Consider the following 20646-nt stretch of genomic DNA (forward strand, 5'->3'; position numbering starts at 1 on the left):
ATGCGGTATACACAGGTCGATGATTGGTTGCGGTGGATGGAAACTCAGCATCCCCGCAATATTGACCTCGGTTTAGAGCGCATTGCGCTTGTCGCAAAGCAACTCGATATCGCGCTAGAGATGCCTGTGATTACGGTTGCAGGCACCAATGGCAAAGGGTCTTGTGTGGCCCTTTTGTCTGCCATCCTCGGGGTCCAAGGCTACCGTGTTGGAGCCTATACTTCTCCTCATTTAAACCAATATCATGAACGCATCGCTATTGGCGATAGCTACGTAGATGATGCTTCCCTATGCCACGCGTTCGCTGCAGTTGATCAAGCGCGTGGCGAAACATCCCTAACGTATTTTGAATTTGGCACTTTGGCAGCCTTGCTTATTTTTCAGCAGCAAGCTGTTGATGTGGCTGTTTTGGAGGTAGGGCTGGGTGGGCGTTTAGATGCGGTGAATATTATTGATGCCGACATTGCGATAGTGAGTTCAATCGCCATTGATCACGAGGCTTGGCTGGGAAATGATCGCGAAGTTATCGGTCGTGAAAAGGCGGGGATATTCCGAGCAAATCGCCCCGCGATTATTGGCGATCTTAATCCACCCACTTCACTGTTAGCTTACGCTTCGCAAGTAGGTGCTTTGCCGGTGAGCCGAGACAAAGATTTTCGGCTTATTGACGCGGAGCAGGGATGGGCTTGGCAGGGCTTGGCCGCTAATGGCGAAGTGCTGTCCTACCAAAATCTTCCTTATCCGGCAGTATTAATTGATAACGCGGCAACGGTGTTGCAGGCTGTGCAGTATATCGATTTGCCGGTTTCAGAGTGGGCGATACGCCAAGGGCTGTCAGCAGTTAGTGTGGCGGGGCGCTGCCAACATATACAGCTTGAGGGCATTGAGGTAGTGCTTGATGTCGCCCACAATCCGGCGTCGGTACAGGCTTTGAGGGATCACTTGGATGCAAGGCCGGTGGCGGGCAGAACGGAATGCCTGTTCGCAGTGATGGCAGACAAAGATATTGCTGAGATTATTCGCATAATACAGCCCTGCTTCGCTCACTGGAGCTTGGCGCCACTCCTTGAGAACGAACGTGCGGCGCAGCCAGAGCAATTGCAGACTGTATTACTTGAACAGGGTATTCGTCAGGTGACATTAGCATCGTCGTTTTCAGAGAGTGTAAATAATGCGCTGTCGCGGCTGTCCACTGGCGATCGTTTGGTGATATTTGGGTCATTTTTCACCGTGGCTGCGGCCATGACAGAAATAGCTGACATTAGTCAGGCTAGAATAAAAACGGTAGGGGAGTCCTAGTTATGATGAGACAGCGCTTAGTCGGTGCATTGGTATTGCTATGTGGCGGCGTTATTCTCTGGTCCCTGCTGTTTACCGGCCCTGCTGCATATAAATTAGATAGAGAAACTCAAATACCCGATGCCCCCTTGATTGATCCGGTTATCGATAGGGCGCCTCAAAAGCCAGAGGGGATTATGTCGGCTGACACCTTATTGGTGCCGGAGCAGCCTAATTTGCCGGTTGCGGACGAGACTACCGACGCCAAGGGCGCGGCGGTGCGGGCGGAGGCAGCGAATATTCCAGATTCCACCGATCAGCCCAAGAAAACGGCAGATATTGCCAAGCCAAAACCTGCCGAGCCCAAGAAAGCAGCGGTGGTGCAAGCTAAGCCAGTGGTAAGTAATAAGTTAGATAGCAATGGTTTGCCAGAGGCCTGGGTGGTTCAGGTGGGTGTTTTTGGTAGTAAAAGCAACGCCGACGGACTGAAGAAGTCACTGCAAAATGCGGGTTACAAGACCTTTGTCGACCAAGTAAGCCGCAATGGCAAGACTCTTTATCGCGTATTAGTTGGGCCGGTAATCAGTAAAGACACGGCGAGCTCTCAGCAGGCTGCGATCAATAAGCGCTTTAATGTGAAGTCCATTGTTAACCGATTTGAGCCTTAGTTGGTGCCCAAAGTGAAATCTTACTTGGGCTGCAGCGCTGGGCTTGTTAGAATTCGCGTCTCGAATTTCTGCGGGAGCCGCTTACAGTGCTAAGCACGTTTAATTGGGCTGATTGGGCCATTTTGGCCGTAATATCGGCATCTGCGCTTATCAGTTTAATTCGCGGCTTTGTAAAAGAGGCGCTTTCTCTGCTGAGCTGGGCCGTCGCATTCTTTATGGCGGTTGCTTTCCATCCCCAAGCTGTTGCTTTGTTAGAGCCCTTAATCGACAAAATTTATCTACGCGAGATTCTCGCCTACGTTCTTGTTTTTATAACTACCTTGGTGCTGGGCAGCTTAGTCACCCATATTATTGCGGTGATGGTGAAGCGCACCGGCTTAAGTGGTACTGACCGTTTGCTTGGAATGATCTTTGGCACCGCGCGTGGCTTGATTGTGGTGTTAGCCGTTTTAGTATTACTCCCGTCTATGCTGGCGGGGGTAGAAAATGATCAGTGGTGGAAGGAATCCCAACTGATACCCGAGTTTCTGTTGATGAAGGACTGGTCAGAACAGAGCTTTAACGATGTGGTTAACTGGGGTTCGTCATTGCTGTCGGGCCAAAGTAATTAACGTAGTTTGATCTTCGTCCTAATGAGGTAGTACTGCATGTGTGGCATCGCAGGTATAGTCGCCAAGACTAATGTAAACCAAGATTTGTACGATGCATTAACGGTGCTTCAGCACCGTGGGCAGGATGCCGCCGGCATCGTGACCTTTGAGCACGGCAAAATAAACCAGCGCAAAGACAACGGTTTAGTAAAAGACGTTTTTCATACTCGGCATATGCAAAGACTGCTAGGGAATATCGGCATAGGCCATGTGCGCTATCCAACGGCGGGCAGTTCTAGTCCTGCATTAGCGCAACCGTTTTATGTAAATTCACCCTACGGCATCAGTCTCGCTCATAACGGCAATCTGACCAACGCGGCGGAATTGTCAAAAGAATTGTTCCAGTCAGATTTGCGGCATTTGAATACCGAGTCTGACTCGGAAGTGCTGCTTAACGTCTTCGCCCACGAGCTGCAAAAACTAGGTAAGTTGGTACCCGCTGCTGAAGATGTATTTGCTGGCGTAAGTGGTGTGCATCATCGCTGTAAAGGTGGCTATGCGGTCGTGGCCATGATCGCTAATTACGGCATTATTGGTTTTCGCGACCCCAATGGTATCCGCCCCTTGGTTTACGGTGTGCGGGAGTCGGCACAGGGCAAGGAATACATGCTGGCCTCTGAGAGTGTTGCGCTTGACGCCCTAGGCTATAAATTGATTGGTGACGTTGCACCGGGCGAAGCGGTGTATATAGAAACTAGCGGCGAAATCCACGTTCGTCAGTGTGCAGAGCCGGCCGATTACCGTCCTTGTATTTTTGAGCACGTTTATTTTGCCCGTCCAGATTCAATTATGGATGGTATTTCGGTGTATAAATCTCGCCTACGTCAGGGTGAGCGTTTAGCCGAGAAAATTCTGCGTGAACATCCAAACCACGATATTGACGTTATCGTGCCGATTCCTGATTCCAGCCGCATTGCAGCACAGTCTATGGCGGCAAAACTCGGGGTTAAATTCCGCGAAGGTTTGGTGAAGAATCGGTATATAGGTCGCACCTTTATTATGCCGGGGCAGAGCGCCCGCAAAAAATCGGTTAAACAAAAGCTCAATGCCATTGGTTTAGAGTTTAAAGATAAAAACGTCATGTTGGTGGACGACTCCATTGTGCGTGGCACAACCTGCCAGCAAATCATTGAAATGGCCCGTGACGCTGGTGCTCGTAAAGTGTATTTCGCATCGGCGGCGCCACCGGTTCGCTACCCCAATGTTTACGGTATCGATATGCCGTCGGCAAATGAGTTAATTGCACATGGTCGCGATGTTGAAGAAGTGCGGGCGGAGATTGGTGCGGACTGGCTGTTATACCAAGATCTAGATGATTTGATTAGCTGCTCCTCAGAAGGTAACCCCAAAATTACCAATTTTGAATGTTCGGTGTTTAATGGCAATTACGTTACTGGCGATGTCGATCAAGCCTACCTCGATAAACTAGAAGCGGATCGCAACGATGACTCTCAAAATGAGCGCAATGCGGTAGTCGGCGAAGGGGCATTGATCGGGCTGCATAACGACGTATCATAGTGACAACAAGGGTTTCGCGCTAAGCGACCGGAGAGAGCCGCAGTAATGACCGAACAAGAATATTTAGCCCAGCGCCAAGCCGTATTGGCTGAGGCTGAGCTTGACACCAGAGCCGTGCGTGCGGGACAGGTGCGCAGCGCTGAAGGCGAGCATGCCGAGCCGATTTTTATGACCTCGAGCTATGTGTTTGCCTCCGCAGCGGAAGCCGCTGCGCGTTTCTCCGGCGAGCAAGCGGGTAATGTCTATTCTCGCTATACCAATCCGACGGTAAGAACCTTTGAAGAGCGTATCGCTGCCCTAGAAGGTGCAGAGATGGGGGTTGCGACCGCCTCTGGCATGGCGGCTATTTTAAGTACCTGCATCGCCTTGCTTCAATCTGGCGACCATATTGTTTGCTCGCGCAGTGTGTTTGGCACGACCACGGTTCTGTTAAATAAATATTTGGCAAAACTCGGAATAAGTACGAGCTTTGTTTCGCTGACCGATGAGCAGCAATGGCGGGATGCAATCACGCCCCAAACTAAAATGCTGCTATTAGAAACGCCTTCCAATCCGCTGTCAGAAATCGCCGATATTCGATTGCTGGCGGATATCGCCCATGAGCATGACTGCCTATTGGTGGTAGACAATTGCTTCTGTACGCCAGCACTGCAACTCCCGCTAGCCTTAGGTGCAGATATTGTTGTGCACTCTGCGACCAAATATCTCGATGGTCAGGGTAGAAGTGTGGGCGGTGCGGTGGTCGGCCGCCGTGAGCACATGAATGAAGTGCTTGGGTTTATTCGCACCGCTGGCCCAAGTATGAGCCCCTTTAATGCTTGGGTATTTTTAAAAGGCCTAGAAACCCTGCGTCTGCGCATGATGGCGCACAGTAGTAACGCCCTAGCTCTTGCTACATGGTTGCAGGAGCAGGCTGGCGTGCAAAAAGTGCATTACTCAGGTTTGCCTGATCATCCCCAGCATAGCCTGGCGGCATCCCAGCAAAAGGCATTTGGCGGTGTGCTGTCTTTCGAAGTCGGTAGCGATAAAGCAGCGGCGTGGCGCTTTATTGATGCGACCCGTTTAGTGTCTATCACCGCAAATTTAGGCGATGCAAAAACGACGATTGTGCATCCAGCGACGACCACTCACGGCCGTTTAAGTGATGAGCAGCGTCAGCAAGCGGGTATAAAAGACAATTTGATCCGGGTGTCGGTGGGTTTGGAAGATATTGAAGATTTGCGCAAAGATATGCAGCGCGGATTGGATGCTCTCTAAGGCATGGATATTTTTGCTCAGCTGACTGCTGAAATATCTCGGGTCGTATTGGGCAAAGATGAGCAGGTTCGCCAAGCCCTGTGCTGCTTATTGGCGCGGGGCCATCTGCTGATTGAAGATGTGCCAGGGGTGGGTAAAACCACCTTGTCGCAGGCCTTTGCCAAGGTGACGGGGCTGAGCTATCAGCGCATGCAATTCACCAGTGATTTGCTGCCCTCGGATATTCTCGGCGTGTCGATTTTTGATCGCAATAGCAATGCCTTTCATTTTCACGCCGGCCCGGTTTTTACCCAGTTTTTGTTGGTAGATGAAATTAATCGTGCCAGTCCTAAAACGCAAAGTGCACTGCTTGAGGCGATGGCTGAAAAGCAGGTAACCGTCGAAGGTGAAACACGGATTCTGCCCACACCTTTCTTTGTAATGGCGACTCAAAACCCTTGGTTTCAATCGGGCACCTTTCCCTTGCCGGAGTCCCAGTTAGACCGTTTTTTAATGCGTATTTCATTGGGTTACCCAGATGAACAATCTGAACGGCGTCTGCTCGCAGGGGGTGATCCTAGATTAGTCATTGATGAACTGCGTCCTTTGCTAAATGCAGAAAAAATCATTGCCCTACAGGCGATGGTCGACAAAATAGAAATTCGCGACAGTGTTTTATCTTATGTGCAAAGACTGATCGCGTTTACCCGCCAAGATTCCCACTATGCCTTTGGACTTTCTACCCGCGCTGCCTTGGCCTTGATTCAGGCAGCCAAAGCTTGGGCGATGCTTGACGGCAGAGAGTATGTGCTGCCGGATGATATTCAATTATTGCTTGAGCCGGTGGCGACCCATCGTTTAAAACCAGCTGCTGATAGTCACGATGATGGCCCAGACTTAATAAAGCGGCTGCTGTCACAGGTGCCGGTAGTGGTGTAGCTATGTTGGGCAAATTAAAAGCGTTTATTCGGCGTCGTTTTGACGCGTGGTTAGAAAAACGCAGCCCAGCTTGCTCGCAACTTGTGCTTAATCAACGCCGTATTTTTATTATTCCCTCCCGTGCCGGCGGCGGCTATTTATTAATGCTACTCGGCTTATTGCTGTTGGCGATTAATTATCAAAATAATTTAATTTTTGCGATCACCTTTTGGTTGTTTAGTATTTTTCTGGTTGCGATTCTTCACACCTACGCTAATTTATCTGGTATCACCCTGCGTGCCGGTGCAGCGGAGCCGGTTTTCGCAGGGCAGTCAGCGGCATTTCATTTACATTTAGAGGCGGGTAAGCGCGATCGGCACCGCCTGTATTTGGCTTTTGCAGACCAAGCGGAAGAGCCGTGTTCCTTAACGCCGGCGGGTGCTAGTGCCACGGTAGTGTTGAAATTCCCAAGTACGCAACGTGGGGCAATGCGCCCAGGCCGAATGACGATAACAACGCGTTATCCGCTTGGTATTTTACGTTGTTGGGGGGCGCCGAAATTAGATTGGCACTGCTTAGTCTATCCGCAGGCGAAATATTTGCGGCCACTGCTAAATAGCGCCGCTGACGGCGAGGGAAGTATTCCCGATATCGCTCGTGACAGCGACGAATTTAGTGGTTTTCAACGCTACCAAGCTGGTCAGCCACCTAAACGTATTTTTTGGAAGTCTTACGCCAAAGGGCAGCCACTGCAAAGCAAGCAATTTGAACAATCCCAGGCCGATGAACTGATATTAAGTTGGGACGAGCTGGAAGGTTTGGGGGTGGAGGACAGATTAAGTACGCTTTGTGCTTGGGCTTTAGAGTGCAATACACGCGGCTTAGCATTTGGATTAAAAATTCCCCACGTAAATATCGCCCCCGCAAGCGGCGGTGATCAATTAACGCGCGTACTACGTGCGCTGGCTCTCTACTAATGAAAGCGTCTGAAAGCCGGCACTCAATCCTTTGGCTCTTGCTTGCCCAGCTATCGGCAATGCTGCCTTTAATTGCGGTGCTGCCGGTGTGGATTGTGGCGGTTTGGGGCGCGTCGGCTTGGTGGTATTGGCGCATCATATCGGCGGGCTATCAGTTTCCGGCAGCGCCTATAAAAGCGCTATTGGCTGTTGCCGCAGTGCTCGGGGTATATCTGTCTTTCGCATCGCTACTTGCCCTAGAGGCAATGGTCGCGATTCTAATTCTTGCGCTTATTTTAAAACTGCTGGAATTAAAAACTGAGCGGGATCAGTGGCTGGTCCTAATGCTGAGTTATTTCGTGATCGCCTGTGGTTTATTATTTTCGCAGCAAATTATTGATGTCGTGTTGGCGTTGCTGCAAATAACAGTACTGTTACTCGCCCAGCAAGCGATGAACCGCGACAAGACAAAAGCAGTGATCATGCTTCGTTCGGTAGGGGTGATGGCGTTGCAATCCCTGCCTTTAATGTTGATGCTCTTTGTTATTTTTCCCCGAATTGGTCCGCTATGGACAATGCCGCTACCTGGCGGGCAGGGGATAACGGGTATGTCAGACTCCCTTGAATTTGGCGACATTGCAAGGCTTAGTCAATCTGGTGAACTGGCTTTTAGGGTGCGATTTGAGGGGGAGCCGCCGAGCACAGAATCGCTTTATTGGCGGGGGCTGGTGCTTGATCAATTTGATGGCCGACGCTGGACTCGCAATGCCTGGCCAGCGCGAAATAAAATTCCCGCGCCGGCAGTTTCTGCGGCGACGGTGAAATACACCGTTACCCTAGAGCCAGCTTTACACGAATGGTTGTATGTACTGCCAATGGGAACAGTAGACCGGCGTGATGTGTATTATACCACGCAGCATCAGTGGCTAAGTAAACGCCCGATAAATGGCCGCGTGGAATATGAGGTAAGTAGTCAGTTCGTTAATGGTTTGCCTGATGGTAATGGCGATGAACGCCAAAATTTACAGCTAGCTGGCGGTCAGAATGCACAAGCTCGCGCTTTGGCCGCTCAGTGGCAAGAGAATATAGCTGATGCAAGTGATCGAGTGGCCGCAGCTATGCAGTTTTTTGAGTCGACACCATTTGAATACACTCTCACCCCCAGCGTTTTAGGCCCAAATAATGTCGATGAGTTTTTGTTTAGCACTCGACAAGGATATTGCGAACATTTTGCGGGCAGTTTTGTATTTTTGATGCGGGCGGCGGGAGTGCCAGCGCGGATTGTGCTTGGCTATCAAGGTGGTGAGTTTAATAAACGGGACAACTATTTGCTGGTTCATCAGTCTGACGCCCACGCGTGGGCAGAGGTTTGGTTGAAGGGGCAGGGCTGGGTGAGGGTTGACCCAACGGCAACCGTGGCGCCTTCGCGTATTCGACTCGGCGCCGAAGCGGTCTTAAAAAGTCAAAGCGGATACTTAAAAGATTCGTTTATCTCGTTGCGTCGATTTGAGTGGGCTACGCGATTGCGCCTTTTTGTGGATAATATTAATTACGCGTGGGCGCGCTGGGTCTTAAATTTTGACAGTGATACTCAGGCTAGTTTTTTGCGCGGTATATTAGGTGAAATTAATCCCCAGCGAATGTTTATTGCCATTATGCTAGCAGGTGGTATTCCGCTGACCTTGGTTGCATTTTTCAGCTTGCGATTACCCAGCCAAAAAGGCGAAGATTTGGCTGCTAAATATTATTTATTGAGTTGTAAAGCACTGGCGAGGCGGGGTGTGCAGCGTCAAGCTGGGGAGACACCTGAGCAATTTTTAGCCAGAGTCAAAGTGGAGTCACCATCTTGGTTTGATTGGTTGGCTATGCAGACAAAGCTATTCAGTGAGTGTAGTTATTATTCTCAGCAGAGCGAAGCCTATCTGCAAAATTTGCAAAAATTAAAGCGTTTTCGTCGTCCACGAAAATGGCTAGAACAAACAAGTCGTAGAGGATTAGAGCGTTGATTACAAAGATTGCAATTGGGTTATTATCTGTGGCGCTGATGTTCTATTTGAATAGAATCGTCATGGGGGTTCTCAATAAATTTGCCGATAAAAATAGAATGTCGGCGCTGCGGCTCGGCTATGTTAAAAAAGCCATCAATATTGGATTTTTATTGCTTGGTTTTATCTTAATATGCTTTTTATTTGGCTTAGGTTATCATCAAGTTTTTATATTTTTGTCGTCGTTTTTGGCGGTATTAGGTATTGCTTTGGTCGCCCAATGGTCGATATTGAGCAATATTACTGCTGGCGTGATTATCTTTTTTGCCTTTCCTTATCGCATTGGTGATCGTATAAAAGTCGTTGATAAAGACGATGATATCAGCGGTAGGATTATGGAAATCGCGTTATTTCATGTGCTTATTCGCCGTGAAGACGGCAGTACCGTCACTTATCCCAATAGTATTATTTTGCAAAAGGCGGTGATTAAATTGACCGGCTCACCTAGGGCGGTGGATGAGCGCAAGGTGAAGCCACTTGCAGATTCTGAAGTTGCGGTTCAACACAAAAAAGACGATCCCCAGTGTTGATTTGCTAAGCGCGATAGCCTTTATAAAATAAGCGTGCGCATTGAGTCGCATATTCTTTTAGCTCTATATCATTTTTGCTTTTTTGTAGGCCGAGTACGCTGCGGAATTGTGATTCGCACACAATCATAGAGATGAGCTGGCCGGCTGCAGTGTCGATATCATCAATGAGCAAGGTTCCTAGCTTAACTTGTTCTGTAAGGTAACCGGCGAGCTGGGCGCGTATTTTTCCAGGGCCAGCCTGCCAAAATAGTTCTCCCACTTCTGAGCGGCCAGCCTCCGCCACACATACTCTGAATACACCAATTGCGTCGTCGCTGGTAAGTAGGGCGCAAAGGTGAGTGGCGAAGAAAATCAGGTATTCTTCGCAGTGCATAGCCTGCTGTGTTTTATTTGGCGCTAGGTCGTACTCATCGCATTTACAGTCGATAGCGGCGGTGAATAATTGCTGCTTGTTTCCAAAGTGGCTATATACGGTTTGTTTTGACACGCCAGCAGACTTGGCAATTTCTTCCATACTCACTTTTTCAAAGCCGTTTACAACAAACAAAATGCCAGCCGCATCAATGATCTGGCTACGTTTTTCTTCACTTTTTGGTCTGACGCGTTTTTCTTGCACTGTGTTGCCTGCCTTTCTGTGTATTGCGGCGGTGATATTGCCGAACTGTAATGCTAACTTATCTAAAATAGACTGGACAGTCCAGTATAGTTTATCTATATTCGAGCCAATCTAGTATATCGAGTAATTGGCTATGCAAGGGTTTATCTTACGGGCGGGTTCTATCGCGATATTTCTATTACTCCCCTTAATTGTGCAGGCTGATATGGCGCTGCAGAGTGTGAGTAGTGTCGCTGTAGAGCGTTTACCTGCTTATGAGGCTCAGCGCTTATTTGCTGGGCGGGTAATTGGCAGTCAGCGGGCTGATATCGGTTTTGAACTGGCTGGGCAGGTCGCCAAGGTCTTGGTTGAAGACGGTCAGCAGGTGCAAGCGGGTGAGGTCTTAGCTAGCTTGGATACGCGGGCTCTAGAGATTGAGCAATCAGAGCTTAAAGCCGCACATAGGGAAGTCTCCGCTCGTCTGGCGCAGATCGATAAGGACCTTATCAGGTTTCGCAATTTGCGCGAAAGCGGCTATGTGTCAGCGGGGCAGTTAGAGGAGTTAAATTCTCGTCGCACGGAAACTGCGGCGCAAAGAGCGCAGGTCGATGCGAAGCTAAAGGGCGTCGCCTTGCGGATTAAAAAGTCGTTGATGATCGCCCCCTTCAGCGGCGAAATTTCTACCCAACAATTAGAAACGGGTGTGCTGGTAAGTGCGGGGCAACCATTGATGCAATTGGTTGTAACCGGTAATACCGAAGCAGTATTTGGCATCTCTGACCGCCTAGGGCGCAATCTCGTCTACGGCCAAACTCTTCGTATTTCAGGTGATTTTGGTGAGTGGCCGGTGTCGATTATTTCGGTTGCGCAAAATTTAGATTGGCGAACTCAAACCCGTACGGTGCGTGTGCAATTACCCGCCGAAGCAGCGGCCGTTGATGGCAATACCGCCTACTTACACTTGCCAGAGGAGCGAAAACTTGCGGGCTTTTGGTTGCCATTGAGTGCCTTAATGGAAGATGTGCGGGGAACCTGGGCGGTCTATCAACTTGTACCCGTTGAGGACGGCAGTTATCAACTGCGAAAGCGCTCGGTACAGGCCGTATATCAATACCAAGGTCGTGTATATGTCGACGGCGAATTGCAAACGGGGGATCGGGTTGTCAGTGGTGGGCTTCATCGGGTGTCGCCGGGCCTGCATGTCAGTTTAGCGGCCGAGTAATCGATGATGATCTCAAAAATGCTAACAAATCCCCGTATGGTTGCACTGCTCAGCGCGCTTATTTTGGTTGCCGGTCTTGCCGCAGTTGCGAGTTTACCTCGGCTTGAAGATCCTCATATTGTAAATCGCCACGCGATTCTGGTAACGCCATTTCCGGGGGCCAGCGCCGAGCGGGTAGAGAGCTTGATTGCGGAGCCATTAGAAACTGCGATACGGGCCGTTCCCGAAGTTCTGCATATCACTTCTCATTCGAGTGGCGGTGTGTCGGTAATAGTTGTTCAGCTTGACGACGCGGTAAAACAAGATGCCAGTGATCAGCTTTGGGCGGAGCTGCGGGACAAAATTCAGCAGGCGGCGCGACAGCTACCCGCTGGTGCAGGCGAGCCATATTTAGACACCGATCGGAATTATGCCTTTACGTGGATTGGCGCTTTAAGTTGGGAGGGCAGTGGGCCTGCTGATCTTCTGCGCTTGGGGCGTTACGCAGAGGAGCTCGCTAGCAGATTAAGAAACTTAAGCGGTACGGACATTGTGAAAGTGGTCGGCGCACCGACCGAGGAAATTCAGGTAAAGGTCGACGTGGTTAAGGCTGCCGCTGTCGGCCTCGATGTGCCTAAGATTGCGGGGTTGCTGGGTAATAGCGACGCGAAAACCGCCGCCGGTGAGTTAAGCAATGATACACAGCGTATTTCCCTAGAATTGGTTGGCGGTTTTGATGCCGTCGAGCGCATTCGACGAACACCATTATTAACGCTGCCTGATGGTGGCTCATTGCAGCTTCAAGACCTTGCCAAGGTGTATCGGGGTGAACCAGACGCGCCACAAGATATTGCAATTATCAGCGGTGAGCGCGCGGTTGCGATAGGGTCGCGAATGCTGCCGCATATGCGGGGTGATCGCTGGACCGCGGTTTTGCAGGCGGAGATTGCTGACTTTGAGCAAAGCCTGCCCGCAGAAATAAAGCTGAATGAGCTTTTTGTTCAAGAGCGTTACAACGATGTTCGCCTAGGTGATTTGATCAATAATATTTTACTGGGCTTTACCTTTATTTTTGTCATTTTATTATTCACGCTAGGCTGGCGTTCAGCAGTTATTGTTGCGGTGTCCTTACCTTTGACGATGCTCTTTTCGCTGGCGTGTATGCGTATCACCGATTTGCCCATTCATCAGATGTCGGTGACGGGGCTGATTGTTGCCTTGGGTATTATGGTGGATAACGCCATTGTGGTGGCGGATACCGTGATGCGTTATCGGCGCGATGGCTTTTCCGCATCAGCAGCGGCGACCAAAGCGTTGCGCCACCTCTGGATACCCTTGCTAGGGTCGACGTTAACGACAATATTAACCTTTATGCCTGTGGTGCTAATGGCGGGGCCTGCCGGTGAATTTATTGGACCGTTAGCGCGGGCGGTCATTTTTTCACTCATTGGCTCATGGATAATTTCCCTGTTTATTATCGCGCCGGTTGCAGGGAAATGGCTGGCGAATAATCAGGCCAGTGGCATATCTGCCCCCCGTTTAAATCGCTGGTTTCGCCGGCAATTAGCGTGGGTGTTATTGAGACCGCGACGGATGATGTTGGTCGCCTGCGTACTGCCAATACTTGGCTTTGTGATGAGTCAAACACTGCCAGAGCAGTTTTTTCCGCCCTCTGATCGCGACATGATTAATCTCGAACTTTACCTGCCGGCAGGTAGCAGCATCGAACATACCCGCCGTGCTACTGAAGAGCTTAGCGAGATTATTAACAATCACCCCGAAATTGTTTCTCTGCACTGGTTTATTGGCCGCAATGCCCTGTCGTTTTATTACAACCTAAGTGACAGTAAAGATGGCTCATCTAATTACGCCCAGACAATGATGAAGATGGTTGATTTTAGTCAGGCCAATCGTTTGATCGAAGTATTACAAAGTGAGCTTGATGAAAAATTCCCTGACTATCAAATTATTGTGCAGCGGCTTGCTCAGGGGCCGCCGTCTAACGCACCGGTTGAGCTTCGTTTATATGGCAGCAGTTTGTCACGCTTAAAAGCAATGGGTGACGAATTACGCAGGATTGCTCAGGAAACCGACGGTGTAGTTCATGTTAGGGATTCTCTTGGTCAAGTGGTACCCAAGATTTGGTTGGACGTGGACGAGAGTGAAGCCCAGCGCAGTCAGGTTGGGTTGAAAGATATATCGTCCTTGCTTGCTGCGAGTATAGACGGTGTTGTCACTAGCAGCATGCTGGATGGCACCCAACAATTGCCGGTGCGAGTTTCGGGGGCAAAGGTAAAAGAAACCAGTATCGACACGCTTATGTCATTCCCCTTGGCATTGCCGACGGGACCTAGGCCCTTGTCGGCTTTGGCGAATGTGGAGCTGCGGCCTGCGCAGGCGAAGATTTCCCGCCGCGACGGTAAGCGCGTCAATATGGTCGAAATATTTATCAGGGATGATGTGCTCCCCGCCGAAGTATTACAGCGTATAAAAGCGAGATTGGCGGAGGAAGGCTTCGACGTACCCGCAGGTTATAGCTTAGAAATTGGCGGTGAAGCCGAGGGTCGAAATCAAGCTGTTGGTAAATTAATGGGCAGCGTCGGCATTATATTGGTGTTGCTCATTGTAACGGTAGTGATGGCCTTCGACTCCTTCCGACTATCGGCCTTGGTTTTTGCTGTGGCAATTCAGTCTGCGGGCATGGGAATGTTGAGCCTATGGCTCAGCCAGTACCCATTTGGCTTTACGGCGATTATTGGTTTGATGGGCTTAATGGGCTTGGCGGTCAATGCCGCGATAGTCATCCTGACCGAGTTAAAAGCGTCACCGCTAGCGATGACAGGGGATAAAGCAGAAATAGTAAATATCGTGTCCGTATGCACCAAACATATTAGCTCAACAACGATAACTACCGTTGCGGGCTTAATTCCTCTGATACTATCAGGCGGAGGTTTTTGGCCACCATTCGCGGTGGTATTGGCAGGCGGTACGGTCTTAACTACCTTGTTGTCATTATTTTTTGTTCCCGCTGCCTTTTTGGTATTGAGAAAGCCCTATGTACTCAAATATTTGCCGCAAAAATCCGTAGCGAACAACTGACGCTACCAAGAAGCGCCGGTGACTGGTCGGCGCTTCTTGCTATCGATGAAGGCAATTACTAGGTACAAGCTGAGCACCTAGCTTCGCTTTATCAGGGTATATCCATCACTTATTGCTATACTGCCGCCATGATTACAGGTGGGGCAGGGCCGCGCCGATTTTGCTAAGAGAACAAATATGAATTTAAACAAAGACATTCAGCAGTTAAATAACAAATTAGACCTTTTGCGGCGCAAGCTCGACGACGCCAAGGCCCGCGATAATCAGGGTTTGATTTTGCAGTTTAAGCGCGAGTTAGGTGTGGTAAATAAGAAAATTGCCAGTATCAAGGGCATGCAAAGCCGTAAGAATTCGGCGCAAAGTGAACAGCTAAAGGCCTTGCCCTTTAATCGTGTGTTGAGCAAAGTCGAACAAGCCGATATGGGCAAGTTTAAAAAGTCGGTGCGCGGCTTGGTGGTGGTTCACCCCTTGACCGCATTAGGAAAGGAAATGGGTATTTCTGAAGTGACAGGCTACGCACCTCAGGCGTTTTAGCCCTTAATTGGCGAACGCAAAAGCGGTGCTGCAAGGGCTGTGCTATTACTACGAACTCGGGCTATGCAAGATGAGGTGAATATGAGCGTGTCGGATAAAAGCGTCGAAGCATCTAATTCAAAAACCTGCCCAATTCGAGCGGAGCGGCCATCTAGCCGGCGACTTCAAGGTAGTCAGAAAACCCTTGGTACCGGCATGACTATTGAACGTTTTTTGCCAACTAAGCAGCTTCGTATGATTGGCGCATGGGCTTTTCTAGACCATATTGGTCCAGCAGACATAAGCCAGAGTGAAGGTGTTCAGGTTGGCCCTCATCCGCATACTGGTTTGCAAACCTTTACCTGGATGATCGAAGGCGAATTACTGCACAGGGATTCCTTAGGCTATGAGCAATTAATTCGGCCCGGTCAGGTTAATTTAATGACGGCCGGTAGGGGCATAAGTCATTCTGAAGAGTCACCGTTAGAGCGGCCTGCGGAGTTTCATGGTGCGCAGTTGTGGATAGCTCTACCTGAACAATATCGATTTATTGCGCCTGCATTTGAACATTTCCCCAGTTTACCCAAGACGAATATTGCAGGCTTAGAGATTACCGTAATCGCGGGTGATGCTTTTGGCCTTAGCGCGCCGGCAAAGTTTTACTCCCCACTTATGGCGGCGGATTGTGTTGCGCTCGATAGTCAGTTGGCGGTTTTAGCGCTTAAGCCAGAGTTTGAATACGGTGTTTTGGTGTTGGAAGGCAGCATTAATATCGCAGGCGAAAAATTAGATAGCACCGAGTTGTTGTATCTTTCCTGTGGTCGCGAAAGTATTGAAATAACGGCGAATAAAAGCAGCCGATTTTTATTGATTGGTGGTGAGCCCTTCAAGGAAGATATTTTGATGTGGTGGAATTTTATTGGCCGTAGTAAAGCTGAGATTAGTGGTTTTGTCGCTGATTGGAATGCTGGGGAATCTAAGGATTTTGGTAAGGTGGAGGGCTATCCAGGTGAGAGCTTGTCGGCGCCGGTGCCACCGTGGGGCTAGGTTTGGTGTCTTAATTTATGATTTTCAAAATCCGCCAAAATAAAATATTTAAACGAAAGTAAGCTTAAATTTAAAATACTCGGCCATAAAAAAACCGCCCGAAGGCGGTTTTCTCAACGACTTAAGTTAAAAACTTACATCGTTACCTCTGTGATTTCTACTGAAGCAATACGCTTGCCTTCTTCCGCACCTTTCTGGAAAGACGCAATCTGGTCGAAGTTCATGTAGCGATAAATCTCGCCTGACATGGCGTCCAGATCTTTACAGTATTCCATATACTCAGCCGGTGTAGGTAGGCGGCCTAGAATCGCGCCAACCGATGCCAATTCAGCAGAGGTCAGGTAGACATTAGCACCGTTCCCAAGGCGGTTAGGGAAGTTACGGGTTGAGGTAGACAGTACTGTTGCGCCATCGGCAACACGTGCTTGGTTACCCATGCACAATGAACAGCCAGGCATTTCCATACGTGCGCCAGATGCACCGAAGATGTTGTAGTAACCTTCTTCCATCAGGGTGTGCTGGTCCATTTTTGTTGGTGGTGACAACCACAAACGGGTGGACAAGCTGCCTTTGTTGGCGTCTAGCAGTTTACCGGCGGCGCGGAAGTGACCGATATTGGTCATACAGCTACCGATGAACACTTCGTCAACTTTGTCGCCGGCAACTTCAGACAGCAATTTAGCGTCGTCTGGGTCGTTAGGGCAGCAAACTACAGGCTCTTTCAGCTGATCTAGATCGATTTCAATTACCGCTGCATATTCTGCATCGGCATCGCCTTCGAGCAGGCTTGGGTTGGCCAGCCATGCTTCCATATTGGCAGCGCGACGTTCTAGGGTACGCTTGTCGCCGTAGCCTTCGCTCACCATCCAGCGCAGCAGGGTGATGTTCGAGCGTAGGTATTCAGAAATTTCCGGAATACCTTGCTTAATAGTGCAGCCTGCAGCGGAACGCTCAGCAGAGGCGTCAGACAATTCAAATGCCTGCTCTACAGTTAGGCCAGCCAAACCTTCGATCTCAAGAATACGGCCAGAGAAGATGTTCTTCTTGCCCTTTTTCTCAACGGTCAGGTGACCTTCTTTGATTGCTTGGTAAGGAATGGCGTGAACTAGGTCGCGCAGGGTAATGCCAGGTTGCATTTTGCCTTTGAAGCGAACCAATACTGATTCAGGCATATCTAGTGGCATAACGCCGGTTGCAGCAGCGAAGGCGACCAGACCAGAACCCGCAGGGAAAGAAATACCCATAGGGAAGCGGGTGTGAGAGTCGCCGCCGGTGCCAACGGTGTCTGGCAGCAGCATGCGGTTTAACCAGCTGTGGATGATGCCGTCACCGGGGCGCAGCGAAACACCGCCACGGGTCATGATGAAGTCAGGCAGATTGTGCTGAGTGTCGATGTCGATTGGCTTGGGGTAGGCCGCCGTATGACAGAAGGACTGCATGGTCAGGTCGGCAGAGAAACCGAGGCAGGCCAAGTCTTTCAGTTCGTCGCGGGTCATTGGGCCGGTTGTGTCCTGTGAGCCCACAGTGGTCATTTTGGGTTCGCAGTAAGTGCCGGGACGAATGCCTTGGCCTTCTGGTAAACCGCAGGCGCGACCAACCATTTTCTGCGCCAAAGTGTAGCCTTTACCGGTGTCGGCGGGCTGCTCGGGCAGACGGAATAGGGTAGAAGCAGGTAGACCTAAAGATTCGCGGGCTTTAGCGGTCAGACCGCGACCGATAATCAGGTTGATACGACCACCAGCGCGAACTTCGTCTAGAAGTACGGGAGACTTCAGTTCGAAGGTGCTGAGTGTAGCGCCTGTTTCAACATTTTTGATAATGCCGTCATAGGGGCGAATTTCAATCACGTCGCCCATGTTCAGCTCGTCAACGGGAGCTTCAAATACTAGTGCGCCGGCATCTTCCATAGTGTTGTAGAAAATGGGTGCCACTTTGCTACCGATACAAATACCGCCGGAGCGCTTGTTAGGTACGCCAGGCATATCGTCGCCGAAGAACCACAACACTGAGTTGGTCGCTGATTTACGTGAAGAACCTGTACCGACAACATCACCAACAAAGGCAATGGGGTGGCCTTTTTCTTTCAGGCTTTCGATTAATGTGAGTGGGCCAACACTGCCTTGAACGTCTGGCTTGATACCGTCGCGTTCCATTTTGAACATCGCCAATGCGTGCAATGGGATGTCTGGGCGTGACCACGCGTCTGGCGCAGGAGACAGGTCATCGGTATTGGTTTCGCCGGTGACTTTAAATACGGTGTTAACAATGCTTTCGGCAACTTCAGGGCGGTTGGTGAACCACTCCGCGTCTGCCCAGCTTTGAATAACTTCTTTGGCTAGCTCATTGCCGGCCTTAGACTTTTCTTCAACGTCGTGGAATGCGTCAAACATCAACAGGGTATGCTTGAGTTCTTCTGCGGCAAGTTTGGCTAGCTCGGGATGGTCGAGGAGTTCAACCAGCGTCACGATATTATAGCCGCCGTGCATATTGCCCAGCAGTTTAACGGCGTCTTCTTTGCTTAGCAGCGGGCTGCTGGCTTCGCCTTTGACGATGGCGGATAGAAATCCAGCTTTAACGTATGCAGCTTCATCTACACCTGGTGGTACACGGTTGGAGATCAGGTCAACAAGGGTTGCTTCTTCGCCAGCTGGCGGATTTTTGAGCAACTCGATTAGGCTCGCGACTTGTTCAGCGTTGAGTGGCTGGGGAACAATGCCTTGCGCGGCGCGTTCGTCGACGTGTTTCCGATATGCTTCAAGCACAGTGTAACTCCTCTTTTCAGTTTCGGTACCCGTATCCGCCGGGATCGCCGGGGCCGGGGCTATCGATGCCCATCATCGATGCGAAATAGGGGGCTGCAAGTATACTGAAAAACCCTACATAGGTTAAGTGAATTACTGCACTTGCCAGTGTCTGTTGGGGTAGATTACTCTTGATTCCTCAATTTTATCTGTGCTGTGGAGTGTGGTTTGTCAGTTGTGATCCCCAGAGTGGTGACTCCCTGTATTGGTGTCTGTTCTACAGCGCTGGGCGATGATGTGTGTCGAGGTTGTAAACGCTTCAGCCACGAAGTGATTGACTGGAATAGTTACACCGACAAGCAAAAGCAGATTATTGATGAGCGCTTGGATGGCTTCTTGATTCAGGTCATGTCTCACAAATTAACTATCCGCGACGTGGCTGTATTGCAGTGGCAGTGTCAGACCCAGCGAGTGCGTTATCCCGCCCATAAAAGCCCGTATATATGGTTATTTCAATTGCTTCGCGCAGGTGCGGGGCAAATTTCGGATACTGCGCAATTCGGGTTTGTTGTCGATGCGGCTTATCAAACCGTTCCCTTGTTACAACTGCGAGAAATGATAGATAGAGAGTTTTATTTGCTCTCCGAAGCGCACTACCAGCGTTATATTGGTATGTATAACCCGTGGTGCATTTAGGAAATGACCACTTTCAGGTTGTTTAATTTATTCCCTTCACGTTGGTTGAACCATTGAATTAATGTGAGGGACGCTATCTTTGTCACAATTCTGCGCGAAATACCCTTGAACGATTTTGCATAATTCCGCCGTATCATGAACTGGTCACAAAGTTGTGAAAACAATGTTTCGATCCGCTTTCTGGCTTTACGATATTTAGCCGGAAAGTCTCTAAACTCTTTCTGGTTCTTTCGCATCGGTGTTTGCAAATTGATACAACTTGATGAAAATAAATCTGTTTGCCAAACTCTGCTCAAATACCCTTTATCGCCAATCAAAACACAATTGTTTAACTGGCCTTCAATATCGTTTAGGTAATGGATGTCATGAACCGAAGCCTTTGATATATCGTACATTTTTAACACGCCACTCGGTGAGCAAACCGCGTGTAACTTATAGCCAAAGTAGCGCATATTTTGTGCTGCACAAAAACCAAAATCTGGCGAGCTAGATTCAAATTCTTGGCAAATTTTACTGCGATTAGATCGACTCATTTTACACACTTCCAATGGCATGCTATCGACAATATTTATATCGTTATCAACATCTAATCGCGTGACAATAGCGCTTCTGATTTCTTCTAATTTAAAACTCAACCTTCGCGCTCTTCTGTTATAAACGGAGCGCTCAATTTTCCCATTGATGCACGCAGGCAGCTGTTTGAACAAAAAGTGTTCTGAATCAATGCCCAGTGTTTCAGCTGCAAGACTGAGCGCGAGTAGCTCCTTATCGCTTAGCTTAGGTGTTCTGATTTGATTCAAAAAATTATCGGCTGGCTCAATTTCGTGCAAAAGAGACAGAATTTTGCTATAAACGCTGTGTAAGTTACTCATCTCGTTACCATTTTTCTCGTAAACTAATGATAACCTCTTTATGAGGGTGAGTAACTTACCTCCTTCCTAAATGCACTACGGGT

At 49.4% G+C, this 20646-nt stretch carries 17 protein-coding genes; 14 read left to right on the forward strand and 3 right to left on the reverse strand.

Annotation, left to right across the window (positions count from 1 at the left end; genetic code table 11):
- From folC to C0068_RS06665, 9 genes are all read left to right on the forward strand, one after another.
- Positions 1 to 1299 carry a bifunctional tetrahydrofolate synthase/dihydrofolate synthase gene (folC, locus tag C0068_RS06625; protein ID WP_103683710.1) on the forward strand — a complete coding sequence of 433 codons (1299 nt, stop codon included), beginning with the start codon at positions 1 to 3 and terminating at the stop codon, positions 1297 to 1299.
- A 2-nt stretch (positions 1300 to 1301) separates the two neighbouring features.
- The gene (locus tag C0068_RS06630; protein WP_103683711.1) at positions 1302 to 1946 is read left to right on the forward strand and encodes an SPOR domain-containing protein; all 645 of its coding nucleotides are present in this window, start codon (positions 1302 to 1304) and stop codon (positions 1944 to 1946) included.
- An 86-nt stretch (positions 1947 to 2032) separates the two neighbouring features.
- A complete protein-coding gene (locus C0068_RS06635) occupies positions 2033 to 2557 on the forward strand; it encodes a CvpA family protein (RefSeq protein ID WP_103683712.1) in 525 nt (174 codons plus the stop codon).
- A gap of 36 nt (positions 2558 to 2593) precedes the next feature.
- On the forward strand, positions 2594 to 4114 hold the full coding sequence (purF, locus tag C0068_RS06640; protein WP_103683713.1) for an amidophosphoribosyltransferase: 1521 nt from the start codon (positions 2594 to 2596) through the stop codon (positions 4112 to 4114).
- A gap of 45 nt (positions 4115 to 4159) precedes the next feature.
- Complete coding sequence (locus C0068_RS06645) at positions 4160 to 5371, forward strand: O-succinylhomoserine sulfhydrylase (RefSeq protein ID WP_103683714.1); 1212 nt, start codon at positions 4160 to 4162, stop codon at positions 5369 to 5371.
- A 3-nt stretch (positions 5372 to 5374) separates the two neighbouring features.
- On the forward strand, positions 5375 to 6289 hold the full coding sequence (locus tag C0068_RS06650; RefSeq protein ID WP_103683715.1) for an AAA family ATPase: 915 nt from the start codon (positions 5375 to 5377) through the stop codon (positions 6287 to 6289).
- Between the two features lie 2 nt (positions 6290 to 6291).
- Complete coding sequence (locus C0068_RS06655; protein ID WP_103683716.1) at positions 6292 to 7245, forward strand: DUF58 domain-containing protein; 954 nt, start codon at positions 6292 to 6294, stop codon at positions 7243 to 7245.
- Positions 7245 to 9230: a transglutaminase TgpA family protein gene (locus C0068_RS06660; protein WP_103683717.1), complete on the forward strand. Its 1986-nt coding sequence runs from the start codon at positions 7245 to 7247 to the stop codon at positions 9228 to 9230. The genes C0068_RS06655 and C0068_RS06660 overlap by 1 nt, the downstream gene beginning before the upstream one ends.
- Positions 9227 to 9799, forward strand: a complete 573-nt coding sequence (locus C0068_RS06665) for a mechanosensitive ion channel family protein (RefSeq protein ID WP_233208762.1) — start codon at positions 9227 to 9229, stop codon at positions 9797 to 9799. Before C0068_RS06660 ends, C0068_RS06665 begins: the two co-directional genes overlap by 4 nt.
- A 4-nt stretch (positions 9800 to 9803) precedes the next feature.
- Here the strand turns inward: C0068_RS06665 and C0068_RS06670 are convergent, their stop codons facing one another.
- Positions 9804 to 10415: a TetR/AcrR family transcriptional regulator gene (locus C0068_RS06670; RefSeq protein ID WP_146047849.1), complete on the reverse strand. Its 612-nt coding sequence runs from the start codon at positions 10413 to 10415 to the stop codon at positions 9804 to 9806.
- Between the two features lie 133 nt (positions 10416 to 10548).
- Between C0068_RS06670 and C0068_RS06675 the strand changes: the two genes are divergently transcribed.
- The 4 genes from C0068_RS06675 to C0068_RS06690 all read left to right on the forward strand — a co-directional run bounded on the left by C0068_RS06675 (position 10549) and on the right by C0068_RS06690 (position 16254).
- Complete coding sequence (locus tag C0068_RS06675) at positions 10549 to 11616, forward strand: efflux RND transporter periplasmic adaptor subunit (RefSeq protein WP_103683719.1); 1068 nt, start codon at positions 10549 to 10551, stop codon at positions 11614 to 11616.
- Positions 11617 to 11634: 18 nt separating this feature from the next.
- A complete protein-coding gene (locus tag C0068_RS06680; protein ID WP_233208763.1) occupies positions 11635 to 14694 on the forward strand; it encodes an efflux RND transporter permease subunit in 3060 nt (1019 codons plus the stop codon).
- A 177-nt stretch (positions 14695 to 14871) separates the two neighbouring features.
- On the forward strand, positions 14872 to 15228 hold the full coding sequence (locus tag C0068_RS06685) for a YibL family ribosome-associated protein (RefSeq protein WP_103683720.1): 357 nt from the start codon (positions 14872 to 14874) through the stop codon (positions 15226 to 15228).
- 87 nt (positions 15229 to 15315) lie between these two features.
- On the forward strand, positions 15316 to 16254 hold the full coding sequence (locus C0068_RS06690) for a pirin family protein (protein WP_199176129.1): 939 nt from the start codon (positions 15316 to 15318) through the stop codon (positions 16252 to 16254).
- 134 nt (positions 16255 to 16388) lie between these two features.
- Here C0068_RS06690 and acnB read toward each other — a convergent pair whose 3' ends face one another.
- Positions 16389 to 19016: a bifunctional aconitate hydratase 2/2-methylisocitrate dehydratase gene (gene acnB, locus C0068_RS06695; protein WP_103683721.1), complete on the reverse strand. Its 2628-nt coding sequence runs from the start codon at positions 19014 to 19016 to the stop codon at positions 16389 to 16391.
- A 216-nt stretch (positions 19017 to 19232) separates the two neighbouring features.
- Here acnB and C0068_RS06700 point away from each other — a divergent pair, with 216 nt between their 5' ends.
- Positions 19233 to 19691: a DUF1289 domain-containing protein gene (locus C0068_RS06700; RefSeq protein WP_332908287.1), complete on the forward strand. Its 459-nt coding sequence runs from the start codon at positions 19233 to 19235 to the stop codon at positions 19689 to 19691.
- On the opposite strand, the gene C0068_RS06705 is transcribed toward C0068_RS06700, so the two are convergent.
- Entirely contained in the window at positions 19688 to 20563 is an 876-nt protein-coding gene (locus C0068_RS06705; protein ID WP_103682565.1) for an IS982 family transposase, read from the reverse strand. The two genes, C0068_RS06700 and C0068_RS06705, sit on opposite strands and share 4 nt — an antisense overlap.
- Between the last annotated feature and the right edge of the window lie 83 nt (positions 20564 to 20646).

Origin of the sequence: Zhongshania marina, assembly GCF_002915595.1 — a bacterium.
Lineage (GTDB): Bacteria > Pseudomonadota > Gammaproteobacteria > Pseudomonadales > Spongiibacteraceae > Spongiibacter > Spongiibacter marinus_B.